The organism is Streptomyces sp. NPDC056361 (assembly GCF_042262805.1).
Taxonomy (GTDB): domain Bacteria; phylum Actinomycetota; class Actinomycetes; order Streptomycetales; family Streptomycetaceae; genus Streptomyces.
The window spans coordinates 60,851-79,942 of record NZ_JBHJQI010000025.1 but is presented as its reverse complement, the minus strand read 5'-3'; the positions used below and the strand labels follow the sequence as shown (position 1 = coordinate 79,942).

The window sequence follows — 19,092 nt, the reverse complement described above, 5'->3', positions numbered from 1 at the left end:
CCCCCCGGGTCCGATGCCAGGAACCCCGCCCCTCAGGCCGGCTCCTCCGCGGCTTCCGACGCCCCGGAAGCCGCGCCCGCCCCCACCGCCGCCAGCTCCACCGCCGCCGGCTCCACCGACGTCGCCGCGCCCTCCAGTTCCAGGACCCACACCTCGTTCGGGCCCTCGCGGAGGACCGGGCCCGGCACGAAGAGGGCGTCCTGGGGGCCGACCGACCAGTAGCGGCCGAGGCAGAAGCCGTTCACCCAGACGAAGCCGCGGGTCGCGCCCGGCAGCCGCAGTTCGGCGTCACCCGCGCCGGTGACCTCGATCGTCGCGCGGTAGAGGCCGGGGCCGGGGGCGGCGGGGACCTCGGCGAAGGGCACCTTGTCGACCGCCGCCGGCTCGAAGGCGTCCAGGCGCAGGCCCCGGGCCCGTACGCCGTGGAGGTACTGCCGCTCGTGGAGGACGCCGCCCGTGATGCCCTTCGGCTCGGCGAGGCGGGGCCCGTAGTTGACGCGGCCGAGGGACTCCACCCACAGGTCCACGACGGCCGGACCCGCCACCGGCTCCGGCAGCCGCGCGTCCTCCGCGTCCAGGACGCCCGCGGGGACGCCGTCGACGTACACCGAGGCCCGGTCGCGCAGGCCCCTCACGCCCAGCGGATACGGCTGCCGGGGCCCCGGCACGGACACCCGGTAGCGGACCAGGCCCCGGTCGACGCCCAACTCCTCGAAGGTCGGGGGCGCCGGGGTCTCCGACTCCGCGCCGCCGAGCACCTCTAGGACGCCGTCCAGCGGCGCCCAGCCGGTGAAGGCGCCGCGCACCGGGGCGGCCAGCCGCGGCGGGGGCTCCGGCATCGCGGGCAGCGGCCCGTCCGCGTACGCGGCGAGCACCTCGCGGAAGAGCCGGTACTTCTCCGTCGGCCGACCGGCCTCGTCGACCGGCGCGTCGTAGTCGTACGAGGTCACCGTCGGCAGCAGCGCCCCGTCGTGCAGTTCACCGGACCGGTTCGCGCCCGCCCGGCCGGCGAAGTTCGTCCCGCCGTGCGCCATGTACAGGTTGACCGACGCCCCGCACTCCAGGATCTCCCGCAGGGCCGCCGCCGCGTCCGCCGCGTCCCGCACCGTGTGGTCCGTGCCCCAGTGGTCGAACCAGCCGCACCAGAACTCCATGCACATCAGCGGCCCCGACGGCTGGTGGCGCCGCAGCGTCGCGAAGCCCTCCCGCGCGCCAGAACCGAAGTTCGCCGTCGCGAGCACGCCCGGCACCGAGCCGCCCGTCAGCATGTGGTCCTCGGGCCCGTCCGACGTGAACAGCGGCACCTCGACCCCGCAGTCGCGCAGCAGCCCCGCCAGCCACTCCAGATAGCCCCGGTCGCTGCCGTAGCTCCCGTACTCGTTCTCCACCTGGACCAGGACCACCGGACCGCCCCGGTCGACCTGCCGCTCCACCACCTGCGGCAGCAGCCGCCGGAACCAGGCCTCCACGGGCGCCAGGAACTCCGGGTCGAGGGTCCGCACCCGCCGCCCGAGCGGCCCGGTCAGCCAGTGCGGCAGACCGCCGTTCTCCCACTCGGCGCAGATGTACGGCCCCGGGCGCACGATCGCCCGCATCCCGGCCCGCCCCACCGCGTCCAGGAACCGCCCGAGCGCGTCCGCGTCCGCGTAGCGGCCGGGCTCCGGTTCGTGCAGGTTCCACGGGACGTACGTCTCGACGCAGTCGAGGCCCATCGCCCGCAGCATCCCGAGCCGGTGCTCCCAGTGCCCCTCGTGCACCCGGAAGTAGTGCAGCGCCCCCGAAAGCAGCCGCACCGGCCGCCCGTCGAGCAGAAAGTCCTCGTCACCCACAGCGAACGTGCTCATGGCCTCACCCTCACCCCCTGGCGGCGGGCCGGTCCATGGACAAAGATCGTCGCAGTTTGGACGTTAGGGAAGGGCCCGCGGCATGTACCACACCTGGATGCGCTACTTCACGCCCGGCCCCGTCCACCACCGGCTCGGCCTCGTCTGCCTGGGCGTCGGCCTCCAGCACGGCACCCTGCCCACCGTCGGCCCCCGCACCCTCGACCACCACGTCGCCGTCGTGGTCTCCGCGGGCAGCGGCTGGTACCGGGGCGCCGACGGCCGCCGCGCCACCGTCACCGCCCCCGCGCTGCTCTGGCTCACCCCCGGCACCCCGCACCACTACGGCGCCGACCCCGGCACCGGCTGGGACGAGGCCTTCGTCGACTTCTCGGGACCCGCCACCGCCACCTACACCGAACTCGGCTACATCGAACCCGACCGGCCCGTCGTGCCCCTCTCCGACGCCGCCCCCGCCCGCGCCGCCATCGGCCGCATCGCCCGCGCCGCCCGCCCCGGCAACCCCCTCCTGGAGGTCGAGACCGGCGCCGCCGTCCACGAACTCCTCGTCGCCCTGCGCCGCGCCCGCGCCGACACCAACGCCGACGGCGACCCCGTCCTCGCCGCCCTCGCCCGCGACGCCTTCCAGCCCCTCTCCGTCGCCGACCACGCGGCCCGGCACGGCATGACCCCCGCCGAACTGCGCACCGCCGTCCGCCGCGCCGCCGGCTGCAGCCCCAAGGACTACCTGCTCACCGTCCGCCTCGGCCGCGCCAAGGAACTCCTCGCCGCCACCGAGCTGCCCGTCGCCGCCGTCGCCCGGCGCGTCGGCTACGACGACCCCGCCTACTTCTCGCGCCTCTTCACCCGCCGGGTCGGCACCGCTCCCATCCGCTTCCGCGAGCAGCAGGGGCGTTCCGTACACGGCGGCTGGAGCGACCGCGTTCCGGATCCCGAACACCCGCCCACCATCCCGCCGAGATCCGTCTAAGCTCGCAGATCATGAGCGACACCAGCGAGATCGACCCGACCGTCACCGCCGAGCTGACCCGGCTGCGCGAGAGCATCGACAACATCGACGCGGCGGTCGTGCACATGCTCGCCGAGCGCTTCAAGTGCACCCAGCAGGTCGGCGTCCTCAAGGCCGAGCACCAGCTGCCGCCCGCCGACCCCGCCCGCGAGGCCCGCCAGATCGCCCGGCTGCGGGAACTCGCCGAGAGCGCCAAACTGGACCCGGCGTTCGCGGAGAAGCTCCTCAACTTCATCATCGCCGAGGTCATCCGCCACCACGAGACGATTGCGGACGGAGCACGCTGATGGCCCGCGTCACGGTCTTCACCCTCGGAGGCACCATCTCCGCGCGCGGCGGTGACGCGGCCCGCATGACCGGCCAGGAGGTCCTGGCCGAACTGGGCGCGCCCGAGGACGTCGTCCTCCGCGACTTCCGCCGCGTGCCCAGCTCCTCCGTCACCCACGAGGACCTCGCCGCACTGGCGGAAGAGGTGCGCAAGACCGTCGCCGACGGCTCCGGCGTGGTCGTCGTCCAGGGCACCGACACCCTGGAGGAGACCGCCTTCCTCCTCGACCTGCTCTGCACCACCGAACGGCCGATCGCCGTCACCGGCGCCATGCGCCGCCCCGACCTGCCCGGCGCCGACGGCCCCGCCAACCTCGCCGCCGCGCTCGCCGTCGCCGCCGACCCGGCCTGCCGGAACCTCGGCGTCCTCGTGGTCCTCGCCGACGAGATCCACGCCGCCCGCCTCGCCCGCAAGACCCACACCACCTCCGTCGCCACCTTCGCCTCGCCGGGCGCGGGGCCGATCGGCACCGTCGTCGAGGGCGAGCCCCGCCTCCTGCTCCGCCCCGCCGTCCCCGCCGCCCTGTGCCCGCTGAAGTTCGACCCGGCCGTACGGGTGGCCCTCGTGACGCTCTCCCAGGGCGACCGCGGCGAGCTCCTCGACGCCGTCGACCACCGCTTCCAGGGCCTCGTCGTCGCCGCCTTCGGCGCCGGCCACGCCCCCACCTGGCTCGTCGACCCGCTCGCCGAGCTCGCCCGCCGCATCCCGGTGGTCCTCGCCTCCCGCACGGGCGGCGGCGCGACCCTCTCGCACACCTACCGCGGCCCCGGCTCCGAGTACGACCTGCTGCACCACGGACTGATCCCGGCCGGCCCCCTCGACCCCGCCAAGGCCCGCATCCTGCTCCACGCCCTGCTCTCCAGCGGCGCGGCCGGCCCCACCGGCTACGACCGCCCGCGCATCACCGCCGCCTTCGCCCACCTGAACGGCTCCGGACTCGCCTGACGGCACACGCCGTCGCGCAGGCGATTCGCCTGAGGGCGCAATAGCGCACCACCTCTGCCCGATGCGGAAGGCATCGGGCAGCATAGGGCCCATGTCCGTACTGACGCGCGACGAAGCGCAGACCCGTGCCCAGCTCCTCGACGTCCACCACTACCGGGTGGACCTCGACCTCACCACCGGCGACGAGACCTTCCACTCACGGAGTCTCATCCGCTTCACGGCCCGCACCGCGGGGGACACCTTCGTCGAGCTCAAGCCCGAGACCCTCCACTCCGCGCTCCTCGACGGCGAGCCCCTCGACGTCGCCACCCTCGACGGCAACCGGCTCCCGCTGAGCCTCACCGAGGGCGAGCACACCCTCCGCATCAGCACCGTCATGCGGTACTCCCGCACCGGCGAGGGCATGCACCGCTTCAAGGACCCGACGGACGGCGAGTCGTACGTCTACACCCAGCTGTTCATGGAGGACGTCCAGCGCGTCTTCGCCGCCTTCGACCAGCCCGACCTGAAGGCCGTCTTCGAGCTGAGCGTCACCGCCCCCGAGGGCTGGACCGTCCTCTCCAACAGCATCACCGAGCAGCAGCCCGACGGCCGCTGGCTGGCCGCCCCCACCCCGCTGCTCTCCACCTACTTCGTCTGCGTCGCCGCCGGCCCCTGGCACTCGATCCGCACCGAGCACGCCGGCCTGCCCTTCGGCATCCACTGCCGCCGCTCCCTCGGCGCCCACCTCGACGCCGACGCCGAGGAGATCCTCGCCGTCACCAAGGCCTGCTACGACCGGTACCACGAGAAGTTCGACGAGCCCTACCCGTTCGACTCGTACGACCAGGCCTTCGTCCCCGAGTTCAACGCGGGCGCCATGGAGAACCCCGGACTCGTCACCTTCCGCGACGAGTTCGTCTTCCGCTCCGCCGTCACCGTCACCGAGCGGCAGACCCGCGCCATGGTCATCGCCCACGAGATGGCCCACATGTGGTTCGGCGACCTCGTCACCCTGCGCTGGTGGGACGACATCTGGCTGAACGAGTCCTTCGCCGAGTACATGGGCTTCCAGACCGTCAACGAGGCCTGCTCCGACCTCTTCCCCGACACCTGGGTCGACTTCGGCATCGCCCGCAAGGCCTGGGGCTACGAGGCCGACCAGCGGCCCTCCACCCACCCCGTCGCCCCCGACCCGGAGGCCGTCCCCGACACCGCCTCCGCCCTCCTCAACTTCGACGGCATCTCCTACGCCAAGGGCGCCTCCGCCCTCCGCCAGCTCGTCACCTGGCTCGGCGAGAAGGACTTCCTCGCCGGCATCAACATCCACTTCAAGCGCCACAAGTTCGGCAACGCCACCCTCGCCGACTTCATCGACAACCTCGCCGCCGCCACCGAACGCGACGTCCACGGCTGGGCCGAGCAGTGGCTCCGCACCACCGGCGTCGACACCCTCACCCCCCGCGTCGACGGCGAGGGCACCAGCTGGCGGCTCACCGTCGACCGCGCGGGCAGCCGCCCGCACCGGATCTCCGTCGGCGTCTACGACCGGGACCCCTCCGGCGCCCTCGAACTGCGCGAGCGCCGCGAGGTCGACGTGCCGCAGGAGGCGCCCGCCGAGCTGACCGGCCCGCGCCCGGCCCTCGTCGTCCTCAACGACGAGGACCTCACCTACACCAAGCTCCGCTTCGACGAGGTGTCCCTGGAGACGGCCCTGCGCGACCTCTCCCGCATCCCGGACGCGCTGACCCGCGCCGTGGTGTGGAACGCCCTGCGCGACATGGTCCGCGACGGCGACCTCACCCCCGCCGCGTACCTGGACACCGCCCTCGCGCACCTGCCCGAGGAGACCGAACTCGCGCTCCTCCAGGGCGTCCTCGGCTTCGCACGCACCCAGATCGCCGACCGGTACGTGTCCGACGACGAGCGCCCCGCCGCCCTCGCGAAGATCGGCGAGATCGCCCGCGCCCTGCTGCGCCGCACCGAGGACGGCGAGGCTCCCGGCCTGCGCCTCACCGCCGTGCGCGCCTGCATCGACAGCGCCACCACCCCCGACAAGATCGCCTCCTGGCTCGACGAGGGCACCGTCCACGGCGGCCCCGAGCTCGACCCCGAGCTGCGCTGGCGCATCCTCGCCCGCCTCGCCGTCCTCGGCGCCACCGACGAGACCGTCATCGCCGCCGAACTGGAGCGCGACCCCAGTGCCACCGGCGAGGAAGGCGCCGCCCGCTGCCGCGCCGCGCTCCCGGACCCGGCGGCCAAGGCCGCGGCCTGGTCGGCCCTCTTCGACTCGGACGACCTGTCGAACTACCTGTTCACGGCGACCGCGCAGGGCTTCTGGCAGCCCGAGCAGGCCGAACTCGTCCGCGCGTACGTGCCGCGCTTCTACGCCGACGCCACCGCCCTCGGCGCCCGCCGCGGCCCCGCCATGGCCGAGGCGGCCGGCCGCTACGCCTTCCCGTTCCACGCGGTCGACGCCGAATCGCTGGCCCTCGGCGAGTCCCACCTCGACGACGACGCCGTGATCCCCGCCCTGCACCGCAAGCTCGTCGACCAGCTCGACGACCTGCGCCGGGCACTGGCGGTCCGCACCGCCTGAGGCCGCCCCCCGGCGCACGGCACGATGCCCGTGCGCCGGGGACAGCCGCACGCACACCCGCGGGGCTCCCACGAGCCCCGCGGAAGCCCCGTGCGCCCGGCCTGATCGGCAAGACACCTCTAGGCCCTTGTCCCCCGTTCGGGTCACAAGTGCCGACTCCCCGGACAGGTTGCGGTGGGGCCCGCCACCCTGTCGTCCATGCGTGCCGCACTCCCACCCCTCGCCGGAGGCACCTCCGGCGCCGAGGCCCTCCGGCCCCTTCTGGACACCGTCCTCGACGCCCTCCGGGAGGGCGCGCAGGCGAGGGGCGGGCCCCTGCCGGCCGGGGGCCCGGCGGCCGTGGCGGCGGCGACGGCGTCTCTCGGACCCGTACTCCCCGAGACCGGCAGCGGTGCGCACGAGGCCCTCCGGACCCTCGTCCGCGCCGTCGCGGAAGGCGCGGCCGACCCCGCCCACCCGCTCTGCGCCGCCCATCTGCACACCCCGCCGCTCGCCCTCGCCGCCGCCGCCGACCTGGCGGCGTCCGCGCTGAACCCGTCGATGGACTCCTGGGACCAGGCGCCGGCGGCCTCCGCCCTGGAGGAGCGGCTCACGGCGGCGCTGGCGGCCGAGGTGTACCCGGAGGCCGACCGTCCCGACGCGCTCGTGACCACCGGCGGCACGGAGTCCAACCAACTCGCCCTGCTCCTGGCCCGGGAGCGGCACGGCCCGGTCCGCACCGTCGTCGGGGCCAACGCCCACCACTCGTTCCACCGCGCCGCCTGGCTCCTCGGCCTGCCGGAACCGGTCACCGTGCCCACCCCGAGCGGCAGGCTGGAGCCGGCCGCCCTCGCCGAGGCCCTCACCCGCACCCGCGGCCCCGTCCTCGTCGCCGCCACCGCCGGCACCACCGACGAGGGGCTCGTCGACCCGATCGCCGCCCTCGCGGACGTGTGCACGGCACACGGAGCCGAACTCCACGTCGACGCGGCCTACGGAGGCCCCGTCCTCTTCAGCCGGACGCACCGCCACCTCCTGGACGGCCTCGACCGGGCCCGCACGGTCACCGTCGACCTGCACAAGCTCGGCTGGCAGCCGGCCGCCGCCGGGCTCCTCGCCGTACGGGACGCGGACGACCTGGCCGTCCTCGGCCACACCGCCGACTACCTCAACGCCGACGACGACACGGAGGCCGGCCTCCCCGACCTCCTCGGCCGCTCGCTGCGCACCACCCGCCGCCCCGACGTCCTGAAGGCCGCCGTGACGTTCCGCGCGCTCGGCCGCGAAGGCCTCGGGGCGCTCGTCGACGCCTGCATGGCGCGCGCGCAGGACCTCGCCGACCTCGTGGAGAAGGCCCCGGGCCTGGAGCTGCGCGCCCGCCCGACCCTCACCACGGTCCTGTTCCGGCCGGTCACCGCCTCCGAACGCGCGGGCGGCACCATCCCCGCCGGAGCCGCCGGAGCCGCCGGAGCCGCCGGAGCCGCCGGAGCCGCCGGAGCCGCCGGAGCCGCCGGAGCCGCCGGAGCCGCCGGAGCCGCCCCCTCCGCCGACGAGGAGCTCGCCACGATCCGCCGCACCCTGCTCGCCGGGGGCCACGCCGTCCTCGGCCGCGCCGCGGCGGACGGCCGCCTCTGGCTGAAGGCCACCCTGCTCAACCCCCACGCCACCCCCGGCGACCTGGCACAGCTCATCACCCTCGTGGAAGGCAGCACGCACCGATGACCGGCAGCACCCCTCAGCAGGACCTCGACCAGCCCCACGACCTGGTGGGCGTCGGCATCGGCCCCTTCAACCTCTCGCTCGCCGCCCTCGCGCACGGCGTGCCCGGCGGCGGCCTCGCCGCCACCTTCTACGAGCAGCGCCCCGCCTTCCAGTGGCACCCCGGGCTCCTCATCGAGGGCGCCACCCTCCAGGTCCCGTTCCTCGCGGACCTGGTGACGCTCGCCGACCCGACCAGCCCCTGGACGTTCCTCAACTACCTGAAGAGCCGCGAGCGCCTCTTCCCCTTCTACTTCGCCGAGAAGTTCCACATCCAGCGCGCCGAGTACGACGCCTACTGCCGCTGGGTCAGCGAGCGGCTCCCGGGCCTGCACTTCGGCCACCAGGTCGACTCGGTGCGCTGGAACCCCGAGCGGCGCCTGTTCGAGGTCGACTTCACGCAGGTGGACCCGGAGGGCGAGGCCGAGGCCCTGGGCCGCGCGTACACCCGGAACGTCGTCCTGGGCGTCGGCACCGAGCCGTACGTCCCCGAGCCGCTCAAGCCGCTCTCCGACGCCCCCGGCGTCCCCGTCTTCCACTCCGCCGACTACCTGACGCACCGCGAGACGCTCCTCGCCGCCGGGCACGTCACCGTCATCGGCTCGGGGCAGTCCGGCGCCGAGGTCTTCCTCGACCTGCTGCGGGCCCGCCCCGCCGGAGCCGAGCGGATCCACTGGCTGGCCCGTACCGAGGCCTTCGCCCCGATGGAGTACTCCAAGCTCGGTCTGGAGCACTTCACCCCCGACTACACCCGCTACTTCCACGCGCTGCCCGAGCCGGTGCGCGGCGACCTCGTGCCCCGGCAGTGGCAGTTGCACAAGGGCATCGACGCCGACACCATCGCCGCCATCCACGACGAGCTGTACCGCCGCACCCTGCACGGCGGCTGGCCCGACGCGGTGCTCACCCCCGGTGTCCGGGTCCGTACGGCGGGCCGGGTCGCCACCACCCAGGTCGAGCTCCACCTGGAGCACCTCCAGCAGGGCACCCGCTCCCGGCTCACCACCGACGCGGTGGTCCTCGCCACCGGCTACCGGGAGCGCCCGGTGGACCGGATGCTGGCCGGTCTCGACCCCTACCTGCGCCACGACTCCGCGGGGCGCGCCCGGGTCGACGAGCGGTACCGGCTGGTCCTCGACCCGTCGGTGACCGGTTCGGTCTTCGTCCAGAACGCCGAGAAGCACACCCACGGCGTCGGCGCCCCGGACCTGGGCCTCGCGGCCTGGCGCAGCGCGACCATCCTCAACGCGGTCAGCGGCAAGGAGCCGTACCCGCTGCCGCGCCGCACCGCCTTCACGAGCTTCGGCCTGGAGACGCGTGAGGCGCCGAGCATTCCGGCCCAGGAGCGGAAGCTGACGCCCCTCACCCAGAACGTGTGACGGGGGGAGGCACGGGTTCGAGCCCGGCCCGGCGGCGGGGCTCCGTGCCGGACGGTGAGGACGCACCGGAGCGCTGACCGGCTGCCGCCGGGGCGTCCTCCGCCGTCATGCGGCGGCGACCGGAACCATGTTGTGGAAGGCGATGATCCGCCAGACGGGGCCGTCGCCGCCGTCATTGCCGTCGATCCGCTCGACGACGGCCAGGGCGTGCGTGGTGGCGAGCACCGCTTCGTCGGCGCCGAGGATCGTGGACTCGGCCTCGACGGTCGCCACGTCGGGACGCAGGTACCGGATGGCGCGGACCCGGGCGTCGAGGAGGGTCTTGGCGTACGACGTCCGGAAGAGCCGGTCGTGTCCGGCCTCGATGCCCGCGCGGCCGGCCGGCTTGTCTCCCCGTACGGTGGTGAAGTCGCAGTCCTCCGCGAAGCCCGTCGCGAAGAGCGCGGCATCGCCCGCCGCCCAGCCGCGGGTCATGTCGGCCCACAGGGCCCGGATGCGGGAGTCGTCGTCATGTGTGGTCACGGCGGATCACATCCCTACGAGGGTTCGGGTGCGGACACGCAGCGGGATCTCGGTGCACTGGTCGCCCGCCGCCGGCGGGGCCCAGGCCGCGAGGGCGTGGTAGAAGACGTCGCCGCGGCGTTCGAGGTAGCAGATGATGTTGATGGGCCACGCGGTGTTGCCGAAGATGTACTGGTCCATGGGCGTCGGTTGCTCGCTGAGGACGCATGCGCGCTCGCCGGGCGGGCCTATCCGGTGCCAGTCCGGGTGCATGTGGATGGAACCGAGTAAGTCCAGTCCCATGGCGTCGGCCTCCTTCGAGATCTTGAGCAGGTCGGCGGAGTCGATCCACCAGCCCCGGTGCTCGTTCTCGTAGGCGGGCCCGAATCGGGGCACGATCGCGTCGCTGAACTCGGTGCGGGCCGCCGGATCCGAGGTCCGTGCGTTGCGGCCGAAGGCGACGTGCTCGACGTTCAGCGTGGCGCCTTCGGCGCTGCCGAGGAGGAGCGCGAAGCAGGGAAGGGGAGCTTCGGGAGTGATGAGCTGGTACTGGCCCACGGCGACGGTGAGGAATTCGTCGAGGGCCTGGTGACACATCAGGACGGTCGGGTCGCTGCGGCGTTCGTCCGGTTCGGACACGGTGGGGTTGTCTCCGTTCCTCGCTGAGTGATGTCCGTTCAAGGCGAGTCGGAGCGTACGAACCCTGGGTCTCTACCCGGTCTTGGTTGAATCCCGCACGGCCTGGGTCAGAAGGGTCACCTTCGGGAATGTCATGATCTTTCCGGTCGGGGCAGGACCGTGACGTGCCGAAACGGCTCCTGCCCCGGTGGCGGGTCCGCGCGAAGGACCGCGTCGTCGGACGAGCGCTCTCCGTGGACGACGCCCGCGGACCCGCCCCGATCGGGCCGACGGCTAGAACACCGGCACGCCGTCGCGGGTCAGCTTCCAGTCGACCGACGCGAACAGGCCGGGGTCGACCGTCCCCTTCGCCTGCACCCACTGGATGATGGTGTTGCGGATCTCGTCCGAGTTGGCCCACAGCTGCTGGGCGCCCGCGACGTGCGGGAACGCGCCGCCGCCGCTCGCCCGGTAGTTGTTGACGGCGAGGACGAACTTCGCGGCCGGGTCGAGCGGCTTGCCCTCGAAGGACAGGCCGGTGATCCGCTGCCCGGCGGGCTTCGCGATGTCGATCTCGTACGTCAGACCGGACACGGCGTCGTAGTTGTAGTCCGGCGTCCCGCCCGCGTTGGTCAGGGCCGCGGTGTCCACGGGGGCGCCCGGCGCGGTCTGGACGTAGTACTTCGCCGAGTACTCCAGGTAGTCCTTCAGCTGGGCGCCGGTCAGCAGACGGGCCTCCAGCGTGTTCTCGAAGGGGTACAGCCCGGCGGCGTCCTTGATGCTGATCTCGCCGGCCGGGATCCGGGCCGTCCGCGAGAAGCAGGACGCCTGCGAGAGCACCGGCAGCCCGGCGTACGCGCCGCCCGCGAGGGCCGCCCTCACCGTGTCGGCCTGCACCACGTTGATCAGGTCGATGATCGGCTCGTCCTTCCACGGCGCGTCGGTCGTGGTCATGGCCGCGGTGGAGGTGCCGATGACCTGGTTGACGTACGCGACGACCTTCTTGTGCTCGTCCGCCAGCAGCCCGGTGATCTCCGGGTCCTCCGCCACCGTGTTGGAGTTGAGGACCTGCGCGGCGACCTTCTCGACGGTCCAGCGGCCCTTCTCCCACACCAGGTCGAAGTCGAAGAGGGTGAGGCGCTGACCCCACTTCAGCGGCTCGGAGAGGACGACCTCCTTGCCGGTCTGCTTGTTGGCGATCCGGTACTCGGGGATCTCGGTGTGCGCGTGGCCGACGAGGATGGCGTCGATGCCGGGGACCTGCTCGGCGACGAGCCCGGCCGCGTTCTCGACGTGCGGGAGCTGGTCACCGTACGAGGAGGTGCCGCTGGAGCCGGAGTGCGCCGAGACGACGACCACGTCGGCGCCCATCGAGCGGAGCTTCGGCACCCACTTCGCGGCCTGCTCCTCAAGACCCGGGAAGACCATCCTGCCGGTGACGTTCGCCTTGTCCCAGATGGCGATGCCCGGGTTGGTCAGGCCCAGGACCGCGACCTTGACGTCCTTGCCGTGCGGGGTGCGCAGGCAGTGCATGCTGTACGGGGCGAAGGCCGGACGCAGGGTCTTCGCGTCGAGCGCGTTGGCGCCGAGCAGCGGGAAGTCGCACTGCTCCTCGAACTTCCGCAGCACCGGGATGCCGTAGTTGAACTCGTGGTTGCCGAGCGCGGCGGCGTCGTAGCCGATGGCGTTCATGGCCTGGGCCATGGGGTGGACCGGGCCGCCGGTCCGGGTGATCGGGTCGATCTTGGCGTAGTAGTAGGACAGCTGGGTGCCCTGGATGGTGTCGCCGGCGTCGATGAGGAGGGTGTTGCGACGGCCCTTGGCCGCGCGGATCCGGTCGACGAGGGTGGAGATCTTGGCGAGGCCGACGTCGTTGTGGGCCTTGTCGTCGAACTCCTTGTCCGTGAAGTAGTCCCAGTTGAAGACGTTGCCGTGCAGGTCGGTCGTGCCCATCACGGTGAAGGAGTACCGCTTCTGCGGACGCGGGCGGCCCGCGGCGACGGCGTCGGCGGCCTCGGCGGGTGCGGCGGCGGCTCCGGCGACGGCCACTCCGGCCCCGACGGCGGCCGAGCGCTCCAGGAACGTCCTGCGGTTCAGCGGCATGTGTGTCTCCCCTTTGGTTCTGTGGCGCCCGCACCCAAACGTGGTGCACAACGCGCGTAGATTCTGGCCCAGACCTTCACGTCGGCAACAGGCCTTTCGGGTTACGGAGTGGGAAAGTGTTCGATGGACGATCGTCGTCGAACACGGAGGATCAGGACGTGACGCAGGAACACGCGACCCCGGAGGCCCCCCAGGTGACGGTGCGTGGCGAGGGGCGCCTGGAGGTCGAGCCGGAGCTCGCCCGGATCTGGCTGACGGTCTCCGCGCGGGGCACGGACCGCGCGGAGACGCTCACCGACCTCACCCGCCGCAACACGCGGGTGCTCGACCTGGTCAAGGCGCTCGGCGACGCGGTCGAGAAGCTGGAGACCGGCAGCTTCTCCCTCGCGCCGGAGCTGACCAGGAAGGGTCGCGGAGAGCGGGTGCACGCCTATACGGGCCGGGTGCGGGTGACCGCCGAGCTGACCGACTTCACCGCGCTCGGCGAGCTGGTGACCCGGCTCGCCGACCTGGAGATGACGAGCGTCGAGGGCCCGTGGTGGGACCTGCGGCCGGCCTCCCCGGCGTACGCGGAGGCGCGCCGGCTCGCGGTCGAAGAGGCGGTCCAGCGGGCGCGCGCCTACGCGGCGGCGCTCGGTACCTCGCTCGCCTCACTCCTCGAACTGTCGGACGCGGGTCTCGCCCAGCCGTCGATGCCGAGGCGCGCCGGCTTCGGCGGGGCGGCCGTGGCCTACGCGGCGGAGGCGGTCGGCGAGACCCCGGCGCTCGACCTCGAACCGCAGCGTCAGACGGTCACCGCCGAGGTCGTGGCGCGCTTCACGATGCGGCCGCCCGCACTCTGAGACGGTCGCTTCCGGGGCCCGGAAATCGCTCATCGGAGCACCCCTGCGCACAGATTCAAGACTTGTCAACAACCTTTCACGGAAAGGTTGTTGAGTAGTCATGCCCAGCCAACTTCCTACTGGTGGGTAGGCCCTAGGCTCGCCTCATGCGCCGAGCGAAAATCGTTTGTACCCTTGGGCCCGCCACCGAAACATACGACCAGATCAAGGCGTTGGTCGAGGCCGGAATGGACGTGGCCCGCTTCAACCTCAGCCACGGCGGCTACGCCGAGCACGAGGAGCGCTACCAGCGCGTCCGCAAAGCCGCCGACGAGACCGGCCGCAGCGTCGGCGTCCTCGCCGACCTTCAAGGCCCGAAGATCCGTCTCGGCCGCTTCCGCGAAGGTCCCGTACTCCTTGAACGCGGCGACGAGTTCACCATCACCGTCGAGCCGATGGAGGGCGACCGCCACTGCTGCGGCACGACCTACCCCGGCCTCGCCGCCGACGTGACCGCCGGCGAGCGCATCCTCGTCGACGACGGCCGCGTCACCCTGGAGGTCACCTCCGTCGAGGGCCCCCGGGTGAAGACCCGGGTCATCGAGGGCGGCATGGTCTCCGACCACAAAGGCCTCAACCTGCCCGGCGTCGCCGTCTCCGTCCCCGCGCTCTCCGAGAAGGACATCGAGGACCTCCGCTGGGCGCTGCGCATCGGCGCCGACGTCATCGCCCTCTCCTTCGTCCGCAGTGCCCGGGACATCGAGGACGTCCACCGGATCATGGACGAGGAGGGCCGCCGGCTCCCCGTCATCGCCAAGATCGAGAAGCCCCAGGCCGTCGAGAACATCGAGGAGATCGTCGCCGCCTTCGACGGCATCATGGTCGCCCGCGGCGACCTGGGCGTCGAAATGCCCCTGGAGCAGGTGCCGATCGTCCAGAAGCGCGCGGTCAAGCTGGCCAAGCGCAACGCCAAGCCGGTCATCGTCGCGACCCAGATGCTCGACTCGATGATCGACAACTCCCGGCCCACCCGCGCCGAGGCGAGCGACGTGGCGAACGCCGTCATCGACGGCACCGACGCCGTCATGCTCTCCGGCGAGACCAGCGTCGGCCGCTACCCGATCGAGACCGTCCGCACCATGAGCCGGATCGTCGAGGCCGCGGAGGAGGACGTGCTCGCCAAGGGCCTGCCGCCGCTCACCGAGCGGAACAAGCCCCGGACCCAGGGCGGCGCCGTCGCCCGCGCCGCCGCCGAGATGGGCGACTTCCTCGGCGCCAAGTTCCTCGTCGCCTTCACCCAGTCCGGCGACACGGTCAAGCGGCTCTCCCGCTACCGCTCGCCGATCCCGCTGCTGGCCTTCACCCCGGACCCGGCCACCCGCTCGCAGCTCAACCTCACCTGGGGCGTCGAGACCTTCCTCGGCCCGCACGTCGACTCCACGGACGCGATGGTGGCCCAGGTCGACGAGGAGCTGCTGCGGATCGGTCGCTGCCGCAAGGGCGACATCGTGGTCATCACGGCCGGTTCCCCGCCGGGCGTCGCCGGCTCGACGAACCTCGTGCGGGTCCACCACATCGGCGACCCGCTGACGTAGGGGGTCAGTACTTGGGGCCGATGTGCTCGTCCATGAGAGCGACGTCACCGCGCCGTGCCACGGAGACGTCGTGCGCCCCGGTCGCCCGGCGCCTGCTCCGCCAGGAGACACCGACACGTTCCAGCGTGTCGGTGTACAGCCGCGCTATGTCGTCCGAGCTGTTGGTGAAGAAGTAGCGGGAGTACTCGTACCGTTTCATCCGGCCGCCGATGGTCTTCTCCGTCCAGTTGACGATGCGGGAACCGTCGGAATGGATCAGCCCTCGGATGAACGACCACGGGTGGGCGTCGACGATCTCCTGCTGCCACCGTTCGAGGACGATGGCCCGCTCGTGCTTACTGCCGGGGCCGTGCTGCGGAAAGAGGCAGACGAGGTGCTTGGAGTACACCTTGACGTCGCGGCACCCGGTCTTCCGTGCCCAGGAGGCCGCGTTGTCGGGAAGCACCGTGCGAACGGCCGCCATTGCCTCCTGCTGCACTCCGGGCCAGGCGTCGTCGAGGGTGATCCGGAGGCTCGGCACCCGGTGCTGCCGGGGGTGGCTGATGTGTCCGTCGCCGAGGTACAGCCCGAGAAGGTACGCGTACGCGACGCCATCCAGCTCGCGTCCGTGGCACCGCGGGCAGAGGGGGCGGGTGAGCCTCCCGGGGCACTCGCCGCGCTGTGCACGGTCCTTGTGCTTCCAGGCGCTGATCGTGCCGGGAGGGATGTTCAGGGTCCGGGCGACAGTCGCGTTCGTCGCGCCGCTTCGCAGCAGGGTGAGTGCCCGCTGGCGCGTTCCGATGTCGTACATGTGGCCGACGGTGCCTGGTGTGGCGGCGGGTCCGCGCGCGGTTCGGCGGAGTTCACGCATGTGGGTGACGATCACCGACTGCTCGTCGACCTTCGAATCGAAGGAAAAGTGCCCCGGGTCGGACTCGAACCGACACTGTGTGGGTTTTGAATCCACTGCCTGCTGCCAATTGGGCTACCGGGGCCCGCAGAATCAAAGGTTTTCCCTGACCCTCTGCGCGTCCACCATACCGCAGCTAGGTAGGCTCTTGGTGAGCTGTATCCGCCTGGAAGAGGCCTTGAACGAGGAGCCCCCGTGACCGCCCCCGAGTCGCCCCAGCCCGCCGACGACGCCGAGGCGTCGCACGTCCCGCCGCTGACGACCCGCGTCGTCATCGCCGAGGACGAGGCCCTCATCCGCCTCGACCTCAAAGAGATGCTGGAAGAAGAGGGCTACACGGTCGTCGGTGAGGCCGGGGACGGTGCGACGGCCGTCGAGCTCGCCCGCGAGCACCGCCCCGACCTCGTCATCCTCGACGTGAAGATGCCCGTCCTCGACGGCATCTCGGCCGCCGAGAAGATCGCAGGCGAGTCCATCGCCCCGGTCCTCATGCTCACCGCCTTCTCGCAGCGCGAGCTCGTCGAGCGGGCCCGGGACGCCGGCGCCATGGCCTACCTGGTGAAGCCGTTCAGCAAGAGCGACGTGGTGCCGGCCATCGAGATGGCCGTCTCCCGCTTCGCCGAGCTGCGCGCCCTGGAGAAGGAGGTCGCCGACCTCTCCCAGCGCCTGGAGACCCGCAAGCTCGTGGACCGCGCCAAGTCCGTCCTGCAGACCCAGTACGGGCTGACGGAGCCGGCCGCGTTCCGCTGGATCCAGAAGACCTCGATGGACCGCCGCATGTCGATGCAGCAGGTCGCCGAGGCCGTCATCGAGGACGCCGAGGAGAAGAAGGCGGCCCGGGAGCAGCAGCAGTAGTCCCGCCGTACACCGCGTACCGCGAACGGGAGCCCCGCGAACGGGAGAAGGCCCGCCCCACAGCACTGTGGGGCGGGCCTTCCGTCATGAGCGGACCGGGCCGGGGCTCAGTCCTCGCCGAGGTACGTCTTGCGCACCTCGTCGTCGACGAGCAGGTCCTGGCCGGTGCCGGACAGCTTCACGTGCCCGACCTCCATCACGTACCCGTAGTCCGCGAGCGAGAGCGCGGCCTGCGCGTTCTGCTCGATGAGCAGGATCGTCATGCCCTCGGACTTCAGCGCCGCGATGGTCTCCATGATCTTCTGCATCATGATCGGGGAGAGGCCCATCGAGGGCTCGTCGAGCATCAGCAGCTTGGGCTGGGACATCAGCGCCCGGCCCATCGCCAGCATCTGCTGCTCACCGCCGGAGAGGGTGCCCGCGGCCTGCTTGCGACGCTCGCCCAGGATCGGGAAGAGGTCGTAGGCCTTCTGGATGTCCTTCTCGATGCCGGCCTTGTCGCTGCGGAGGAAGGCGCCGAGCTGGAGGTTCTCCTCGATGGTGAGCCGGGGGAAGATGTGCCGGCCCTCGGGGGAGTGGGCGAGACCGAGCGACACCACCTTGTGGGCCGGGATGCCGTTGAGCACCTGGCCGTCGAAGGTGATGGTGCCGCCGGTCGGCTTGAGCAGGCCGGACAGCGTGCGCAGGGTCGTGGTCTTGCCGGCGCCGTTGGTGCCGATCAGGGCGACGACCTGGCCCGCCTCGACGGAGAAGGAGATGCCCTTGACGGCCTCGATCTTGCCGTAGGCGACCCTGAGGTCCTCGACCTCCAGAAGTGCGGTCACTTCGAGTCTCCTTCGGTGGTGCTGTCCGCGTCGGCGGCCGGAGCCTCGTCGGCGGGGGTGTCGTCGGCCTCGGGGGCCTCGTCGGCGGCCTCGTCGGTCGCCTCGGGAGCCTCGTCCGCGGCCTCGTCGGCCTCGTCGGCCGTCTCGGTCGCCGCGTCCTCGGCGGCGGACTCCTCCGCCGACTCGGCCACCGCGGCCTCGGCTTCCGCGGCCACCTCGGCGGCCTCGACTTCGGCCGCCTCCTCCGCGCCGGGCGCTTCCTCGTACGGGGTGCCCAGGTACGCGGCGACGACGCGCTCGTCGCCCTGGACGACCTCGGACGTGCCCTCGACGAGCTTCTCGCCCTGGACGAGGACGGCCACCCGGTCGCAGAGCTTGAAGATGAACTTCATGTCGTGCTCGATGACCAGGACGGCGATGCCGCGGTCGCGGATCGCGAAGACCAGTTCCTCGGTGGTGCGGGTCTCGGCCTGGTTCATGCCGGCCGTCGGCTCGTCGAGCAGCAACAGACCGGGGTCGCTGGCGAGCGCGCGGGCGATCTCCAGCTTGCGCTGCTCGCCGTAGGGCAGGTTGCGCGCCAGGTGCTCCGCCTTGCTGCCCAGGCCCACGAACTCCAGGAGTTCCATGGCCCGTTCGCGGGAGGCGGCCTCCGCGCGCTTGAAGCCGGGGCCGCGCAGCAGCGCGGACCACAGGCCCTCCTTGGTCCGGGTGTGACGTCCGACGAGGACGTTCTCCAGGACCGTCATGTTGGAGAAGAGGCGGATGTTCTGGAAGGTGCGCGCGATGCCGGCCTGGGTGACCAGGTGCGGCTTCGGCGGCAGGACCGTGCCCTTGTAGCTGACCTTGCCCTCGGTGGGGACGTACAGACCGGTCAGGCAGTTGAAGAAGGTCGTCTTGCCGGCGCCGTTCGGGCCGATCAGACCGACGATCTCGCCCTCGCGGACGGTCAGGTCGACGTCGCGGACGGCGGTCAGGCCGCCGAACCGCATGGTGACGCCGCTCGCTTCCAGGACCGGCGCGGCCGTGACGGTGCCGGTGGCGGTTTCCGTGGTGGTGGTCGTCATGG

16 protein-coding genes and 1 tRNA gene are annotated in these 19,092 nt (G+C 72.3%); 9 read left to right on the top strand and 8 right to left on the bottom strand.

Annotated features, from left to right (window positions below; genetic code table 11):
* Positions 1–32: 32 nt before the first annotated feature.
* Complete coding sequence (locus ACFCY7_RS11115) at positions 33–1,844, bottom strand: beta-galactosidase family protein (protein WP_376483394.1); 1,812 nt, start codon at positions 1,842–1,844, stop codon at positions 33–35.
* An 82-nt stretch (positions 1,845–1,926) separates the two neighbouring features.
* Between ACFCY7_RS11115 and ACFCY7_RS11110 the strand changes: the two genes are divergently transcribed.
* The 6 genes from ACFCY7_RS11110 to ACFCY7_RS11085 all read left to right on the top strand — a co-directional run bounded on the left by ACFCY7_RS11110 (position 1,927) and on the right by ACFCY7_RS11085 (position 9,820).
* Positions 1,927–2,814, top strand: coding sequence for an AraC family transcriptional regulator (locus ACFCY7_RS11110; RefSeq protein WP_376483392.1), 888 nt, complete (start codon positions 1,927–1,929; stop codon positions 2,812–2,814).
* Between the two features lie 11 nt (positions 2,815–2,825).
* The gene (locus ACFCY7_RS11105; RefSeq protein ID WP_017238715.1) at positions 2,826–3,140 is read left to right on the top strand and encodes a chorismate mutase; all 315 of its coding nucleotides are present in this window, start codon (positions 2,826–2,828) and stop codon (positions 3,138–3,140) included.
* The gene (locus ACFCY7_RS11100) at positions 3,140–4,126 is read left to right on the top strand and encodes an asparaginase (RefSeq protein WP_376483390.1); all 987 of its coding nucleotides are present in this window, start codon (positions 3,140–3,142) and stop codon (positions 4,124–4,126) included. Before ACFCY7_RS11105 ends, ACFCY7_RS11100 begins: the two co-directional genes overlap by 1 nt.
* Before the next feature lie 91 nt (positions 4,127–4,217).
* Positions 4,218–6,704, top strand: a complete 2,487-nt coding sequence (pepN, locus tag ACFCY7_RS11095) for an aminopeptidase N (protein WP_376483388.1) — start codon at positions 4,218–4,220, stop codon at positions 6,702–6,704.
* A 198-nt stretch (positions 6,705–6,902) separates the two neighbouring features.
* Entirely contained in the window at positions 6,903–8,405 is a 1,503-nt protein-coding gene (locus ACFCY7_RS11090) for a pyridoxal phosphate-dependent decarboxylase family protein (protein ID WP_376483386.1), read from the top strand.
* Positions 8,402–9,820 (top strand): lysine N(6)-hydroxylase/L-ornithine N(5)-oxygenase family protein, encoded by a 1,419-nt coding sequence (locus tag ACFCY7_RS11085; protein ID WP_376483384.1) that lies wholly within the window; start codon positions 8,402–8,404, stop codon positions 9,818–9,820. The genes ACFCY7_RS11090 and ACFCY7_RS11085 overlap by 4 nt, the downstream gene beginning before the upstream one ends.
* 105 nt (positions 9,821–9,925) lie before the next feature.
* On the opposite strand, the gene ACFCY7_RS11080 is transcribed toward ACFCY7_RS11085, so the two are convergent.
* The 3 genes from ACFCY7_RS11080 to ACFCY7_RS11070 form a co-directional block, all read right to left on the bottom strand.
* Positions 9,926–10,342, bottom strand: coding sequence for an SgcJ/EcaC family oxidoreductase (locus tag ACFCY7_RS11080; RefSeq protein ID WP_376483382.1), 417 nt, complete (start codon positions 10,340–10,342; stop codon positions 9,926–9,928).
* Between the two features lie 6 nt (positions 10,343–10,348).
* Positions 10,349–10,960 (bottom strand): hypothetical protein, encoded by a 612-nt coding sequence (locus ACFCY7_RS11075; RefSeq protein ID WP_376483380.1) that lies wholly within the window; start codon positions 10,958–10,960, stop codon positions 10,349–10,351.
* Positions 10,961–11,233: 273 nt separating this feature from the next.
* Complete coding sequence (locus ACFCY7_RS11070; protein ID WP_376483379.1) at positions 11,234–13,042, bottom strand: bifunctional metallophosphatase/5'-nucleotidase; 1,809 nt, start codon at positions 13,040–13,042, stop codon at positions 11,234–11,236.
* A 158-nt stretch (positions 13,043–13,200) separates the two neighbouring features.
* On the opposite strand from ACFCY7_RS11070, the gene ACFCY7_RS11065 reads away from it, so the two are divergent.
* Both ACFCY7_RS11065 and pyk read left to right on the top strand, forming a co-directional pair.
* Positions 13,201–13,884, top strand: coding sequence for an SIMPL domain-containing protein (locus ACFCY7_RS11065; protein ID WP_376483377.1), 684 nt, complete (start codon positions 13,201–13,203; stop codon positions 13,882–13,884).
* Between the two features lie 146 nt (positions 13,885–14,030).
* On the top strand, positions 14,031–15,458 hold the full coding sequence (gene pyk, locus ACFCY7_RS11060) for a pyruvate kinase (protein WP_376483375.1): 1,428 nt from the start codon (positions 14,031–14,033) through the stop codon (positions 15,456–15,458).
* 4 nt (positions 15,459–15,462) lie between these two features.
* On the opposite strand, the gene ACFCY7_RS11055 is transcribed toward pyk, so the two are convergent.
* Together ACFCY7_RS11055 and ACFCY7_RS11050 are read right to left on the bottom strand one after the other, a co-directional pair.
* The gene (locus ACFCY7_RS11055; RefSeq protein WP_376483401.1) at positions 15,463–16,248 is read right to left on the bottom strand and encodes a helix-turn-helix domain-containing protein; all 786 of its coding nucleotides are present in this window, start codon (positions 16,246–16,248) and stop codon (positions 15,463–15,465) included.
* 109 nt (positions 16,249–16,357) lie between these two features.
* Positions 16,358–16,432, bottom strand: a tRNA-Leu gene (locus ACFCY7_RS11050).
* Positions 16,433–16,542: 110 nt separating this feature from the next.
* On the opposite strand from ACFCY7_RS11050, the gene ACFCY7_RS11045 reads away from it, so the two are divergent.
* Positions 16,543–17,202: an ANTAR domain-containing response regulator gene (locus ACFCY7_RS11045; RefSeq protein ID WP_376483374.1), complete on the top strand. Its 660-nt coding sequence runs from the start codon at positions 16,543–16,545 to the stop codon at positions 17,200–17,202.
* A gap of 107 nt (positions 17,203–17,309) precedes the next feature.
* Here the strand turns inward: ACFCY7_RS11045 and ACFCY7_RS11040 are convergent, their stop codons facing one another.
* Both ACFCY7_RS11040 and ACFCY7_RS11035 read right to left on the bottom strand, forming a co-directional pair.
* Positions 17,310–18,026, bottom strand: coding sequence for an ABC transporter ATP-binding protein (locus tag ACFCY7_RS11040; RefSeq protein ID WP_362556732.1), 717 nt, complete (start codon positions 18,024–18,026; stop codon positions 17,310–17,312).
* A complete protein-coding gene (locus ACFCY7_RS11035) occupies positions 18,023–19,090 on the bottom strand; it encodes an ABC transporter ATP-binding protein (RefSeq protein WP_376483373.1) in 1,068 nt (355 codons plus the stop codon). The genes ACFCY7_RS11040 and ACFCY7_RS11035 overlap by 4 nt, the downstream gene beginning before the upstream one ends.
* Positions 19,091–19,092: the final 2 nt, after the last annotated feature.